Below are 5,103 nucleotides of genomic sequence, written 5' to 3'. Positions count from 1 at the left end.
CCCGAAGATATGGACGATGCAAAACTAGAACGGGTTTTATTCCCACCACTTCCGATAATTGCACAGGGGGATCGGCCCCTACCGGCCTGGCCGGCCGTATACAAAGAACTCAAGCGGAAAGGGGTTACCTTGCAGCTGCTTTGGCAAGAGTACAAAGAGGATAGCCCTGCAGGGTATCAGTACAGCCATTTTTGCCAAATCTATAGAGATTGGCTGGGCACCCAGAATGTTGTGATGCGCCAGGACCACAAAGCTGGAGAAAAACTTTTTGTCGACTACGCCGGGCAACGGGTCGGCATCATTAACCGTATAACCGGGGAAGTGCGGCCTGCTGAAATATTTGTTGCTGTACTCGGCGCCAGTTCCTACACCTACGCAGAGGCTACCAGGTCACAGACCTTACCCGACTGGATCAGTTCACACATCCGGGCCTTCAATTTCTTTAAAGGGTGCCCATTGCTGCTCATACCCGACAACCTCAAAAGTGCTGTCAACAAAGCACATCGCTATGATCCAGACATCAATTCAACCTACCAGGATATGGCAGTCCATTATTCCGTTGCGGTAGTGCCGGCAAGGCCCAGAAAACCAAAAGATAAAGCGAAGGCTGAGGCTGGAGTTTTGCTCGTGGAACGTTGGATTCTTGCCTGTTTACGTAACCGTGAATTCTTCAGTCTTGAAGAGTTGAATGAGGCGATAAAGCCTCTCCTGGAAAAACTCAATAATCGGCAGTTTAAAAAATTTAAAAGTAGCCGGAAAGAGTTGTTTGAAACCCTGGAAAAACCTTGCCTGCAACCGCTACCACAGAATGCATATGAATTTGCAGAATGGAAAAAAGTCAGAGTCGCGCCAAATATACATGTTCGTGTATGTGACAACTATTATTCGGTCCCTTACACATTGGTAAAAAGGCAGCTCGATGCCCGCGTCACAGCCAGGATTGTTGAGATCTTTTTCAAAGGAAAAAGGGTGGCCAGCCACCGCCGCAGCTATTTAAAAAACGAGTACGTTACGGTCAGGGATCACATGCCACGGCGTCATCAAGAATATGCAGACTGGTCCCCAGAACGATTACTTCGCTGGGCCGCAAAATCAGGGGCTGCAACAAAGACTGTGGTCTCCAACATACTCGACTCTCGACCGTATCCTCAACAATCATACAACACCTGTTTTGGGCTTATGAGGCTTGGTAACGTTTATGGGGATGATCGCCTTGAAGCTGCCTGTGGAAGAGGATTAGCCATTGGAGCCGGGAACTATCGCAGCATTGAGTCTATCCTTAAAAAAAATCTCGACCAACAGCCGCTGCCACCCACAGCCCCTGCAGCAAAAGTAATTAAACACTCTAACACCAGAAAAGCAGACTATTTTCATTGATTTCATATTTTTAAAAGAGAGCTCTTGAAAAACAAGGGCTCCCACAAACATAAAGGAGATTTATCATGCTAAACCACCCTACTATTGAGAAGTTACGATCTCTCAAACTTAACGGGATGCTCCATGCTTTTGAAGAACAAATGCAGCTGCCTGACAGCGCGGAGCTATCCTTCGAGGAACGCTTGGGATTACTGGCCGACCGAGAATCCACAACACGAGAAAATCGTCGGTTGCAGACAAGGCTGCGACAAGCAAAGCTAAAGGAAAATGCCGCCCTTGAAGATATCGACTACCGCACTCCACGAGGGCTTGACAAGGCCCTGATGGCCTCTTTGTTTAGCTGCAAATATATCTCGCAGCACCTCAATTGTTTAATTACCGGCCCAACAGGAATTGGAAAGACTTGGCTGGCTTGCGCCCTCGCCCAAAAAGCATGCAGGGAGGGGTATCGAGTTCGATATCTTCGTTTGCCCCGTTTCCTGCAGGACCTCAATATATCTAAAGCGGATGGGCGTTACACCAAACTCCTCACTGAGCTTGCAAAAACAGAGTTACTTATTCTTGATGACTGGGGCATCATGCCATTGTCTGGTGAACACCGGCGTGATTTGCTGGAAATACTTGATGATAGGTTCAATAGAAGGTCTACCATCGTAACCAGCCAATTACCCGTCAAAAGTTGGCATGAATATATTGATGATCCTACCATGGCCGACGCAATCCTTGATAGACTGGTTCACAATGCGTATCGAATTGCCTTCACCGAGGACGGTGATTCAATGAGAAAAAAAATGTCTAAATTGACAACAACTGGCACGGTCGGGTAAATGTAAATTCATCCTTCGTAAAGACCTGTTTCGGGGTGGCCGAATTCCGTTGGACTGACCGGCCGAATTCCTCCGGACTGGGTGGCCGGATAACTTCGGAGTGCCTGGCCGAATTCATTGGAATACGCACCAGTACCAGAACCAGCCACTATGCTACTTTTCGGTACTGGTTTAGCTGGACTCGCAGGAACACGACTCAGACGTAAAAAGAAAGCATAACAAAGTCAAACTGTCTCTAATCAGTCTTAACAGGCTGGGTCATTAAGTTGGCTCAGCCTTTTTTATTTGGCACAGGTAAATATGTGTCCTTCTGCTCTTTACAACCCCTAAAGTCAAGACCTTCAATAAACTTGGTAACGGACGAGTGGGATCTGCCAAAGTCATCCGAGGCAGGGAATCTCGATAGATAAGAGTTTAACTTTTGAGATACCCAGAATAATAAAGATCGGCTGGGCATAGTTTGACGATCTGAACTTTTCTTATAGTGTGAAAATCCCCCATGCTTTTCTGCCTGAATTAAAGTTTTACATCCAGCAATTATGGTGATAGTCTGATTGTAGATAACAAATGAACTTGATAAGGAAACATGGGCAATGGTTTCTTGAGCCTCATGGCGGGATTTGTAAGTTAAAATATTTGTATTATCCCTTGAGATGACCAGATTTAACCAATGCAAGATCAAATGAATCCTGAGATTAAATTTCCTCCTGAATACGGTGATGTGACCGAGTTAAACACCTGCCGTTTAATCCTTGATACGGTTGGGAAAGACACACTTGCTGAAATTGTTGCCAACTACGTTGATTTGCTGGGGACATCAGCGGCTATTTATGAAGTCAATGGTGACTATGCTTATGGCATTTCCTCTTCCAATTACTGCACCTATCTGGACCGAGCCTCAAGAGTATTATGCAGCACAGACGATGATGTTGAGACGTTAAGATGCGGTAAGTGGATCTGCCATGAATGCTGTTGGAATGAATCAGCACTTGAGGCGATCAAAACCCTCCAACCTGTTGATGTAGAATGTCCAGGAGGTCTTCATCTCTATGCGGTTCCGATCGTTGCTAATGGGCAAGCAATTGGAGCCATGAACATGGGATACGGCTCTCCTCCCACAGATCCTGAAAAACTTCAGAAGATTGCGGAACAATACCAGGTCGATATCGATGAACTTACCCAATTGGCGAATGCTTATGTTCCCCGCCCTGTTGAAATAGTTAAAGCAGCGAAATCTCAACTTGCGATTTCAGCAAAACTCATAGGGTATATTCTTGAGAGAAAAGAGGCAGAGGACTTATTAAAACAAAGTAAAAAAAGGCTCGAACTTGTCATAAAGGGTTCTAACGATGCTCCTTGGGACTGGGACTTAATCACAAACGAGCTTTATTATTCACCACAATGGTGGGCACAGCTAGGCTACACTCAAAATGCTTTACCTGCCGACTCCGCTCTCTGGGACAGACTGATGCATCCTGACGATGGAAAACATGTCAGCGATGTTTTCCCTGGGGCTCTCGACAATAATACCGACAGTTATCAGGTCGAATTTCGGCTTCAGCATAAAGACGGACATTATGTGCCGGTTCTTTCCCGTGGCACCATAACAAGGGATCAGGATGGCAAACCCATTCGTGTAACAGGCACGAATATGGATCTGACAGAACGGAAAGAAATTGAAGACAAGCTTCTCAAAAGTGAAGAACGTTATCGTCTTCTTGTAGAAAATACCAGAGATGTAATTTATAGGATGTCTCTCCCTGACGGGAAATATGAATACATAAGTCCTGCAGCAGTAGAAATTTTTGGACATTCTCCCCAAGATTTTTATGACTCCCCCGTTCTTATAAAGAACATAATTCACCCAGACTGGCACAATTATTTTGAGAAACAGTGGTCACTTCTTTTGTCCGGCGAAATCCCTCCTTTCTACGAGTATCCGATCTTAGATCAATTCGGCGAAACACGCTGGATTCACCAGCGAAATGTTCTCATTCAGTCTGATTCAGGTAAACCGATTGCTATTGAGGGCATTGTTACTGATTTTACCGACCGAAAAAAAGCTGAGGAGGCGCTGCAGAAAAAAGAAAGGCTTCAAAGTAAAATGGTAGCGAGCATTGGTGATGTAATCGTCATCATTGACCAGGATGGAATCAACAAATACCAAAGTCCAAACATTGAGAAATGGTTTGGCTGGAAGCCGGAAGATGTGGTCGGCTTTGGTGCATCGGAAAACATTCACCCTGAAGACAAAGAGGCTGCACTGAAAGTTCTTGGCACTCTCATGGGTGAATCCAATGCAACCACCACAATAGAATGCCGATACCGCTGCAAGGACGGCAGTTACAAATGGATCGAATTTAACGGGGTTAACCTTCTACACGACCAGGATATCAACGGGGTATTGGGGAATTACAGAGATATCAGCGCCCGCAGGCGCTTGGTGGATGCGATGAAGGAGAGCGAGGAACGTTTCAGGCTGATGATGCGTCAATCGCCCTCTGTGATTGAACTGTATGACACGGATGGTCTTCAGGTAGAAGTGAACCGAGCATATGAGAAGTTATGGGGTTTCCCGGCTAGCCATACTGTTAACAAGTTTAACGTCTTGAAAAGTAAAGAGGTCGAAGATTCCGGTTTGATGGAATATGTAAAAAGGGCATATGCCGGTGAATTAGTGACGGTTCCTGTTTACAAGTATGACTCCAGGGGTGAAACTGAAGCAAAAGGCCCAGGTAGAGTAAGATGGCTAAGCACCACAATATATCCATTAAAAAATAGCGCTGGTGATGTCCAAAATATAGTTATCACCCATGAAGATGTTTCTGAGTCAATATACGCAGAAGAAGAAAAGAACGAACTAGAAACTAGACTGCGACAAGCCCAGAAACTGGAAGCA

General features: G+C 45.5%; 4 protein-coding genes. All 4 read left to right on the top strand.

Features of this window, described 5'->3' with window-relative positions:
• Positions 1–9 precede the first annotated feature (9 nt).
• Complete coding sequence (locus tag HQK80_15250; GenBank protein MBF0223549.1) at positions 10–1,377, top strand: IS21 family transposase; 1,368 nt, start codon at positions 10–12, stop codon at positions 1,375–1,377.
• Between the two features lie 65 nt (positions 1,378–1,442).
• Positions 1,443–2,204, top strand: a complete 762-nt coding sequence (locus tag HQK80_15245) for an ATP-binding protein (protein ID MBF0223548.1) — start codon at positions 1,443–1,445, stop codon at positions 2,202–2,204.
• Between the two features lie 117 nt (positions 2,205–2,321).
• Entirely contained in the window at positions 2,322–2,423 is a 102-nt protein-coding gene (locus HQK80_15240) for a PEP-CTERM sorting domain-containing protein (protein MBF0223547.1), read from the top strand.
• A gap of 451 nt (positions 2,424–2,874) precedes the next feature.
• A partial coding sequence (locus HQK80_15235; GenBank protein ID MBF0223546.1) for a PAS domain S-box protein occupies positions 2,875–5,103 on the top strand: 2,229 nt, incomplete at its 3' end.

The sequence above is a fragment of the Desulfobulbaceae bacterium genome, from assembly GCA_015231515.1.
In the GTDB taxonomy this organism is placed as follows: Bacteria; Desulfobacterota; Desulfobulbia; order Desulfobulbales; family VMSU01; genus JADGBM01.
This window is presented reverse-complemented; position numbering and strand designations above follow the sequence as displayed.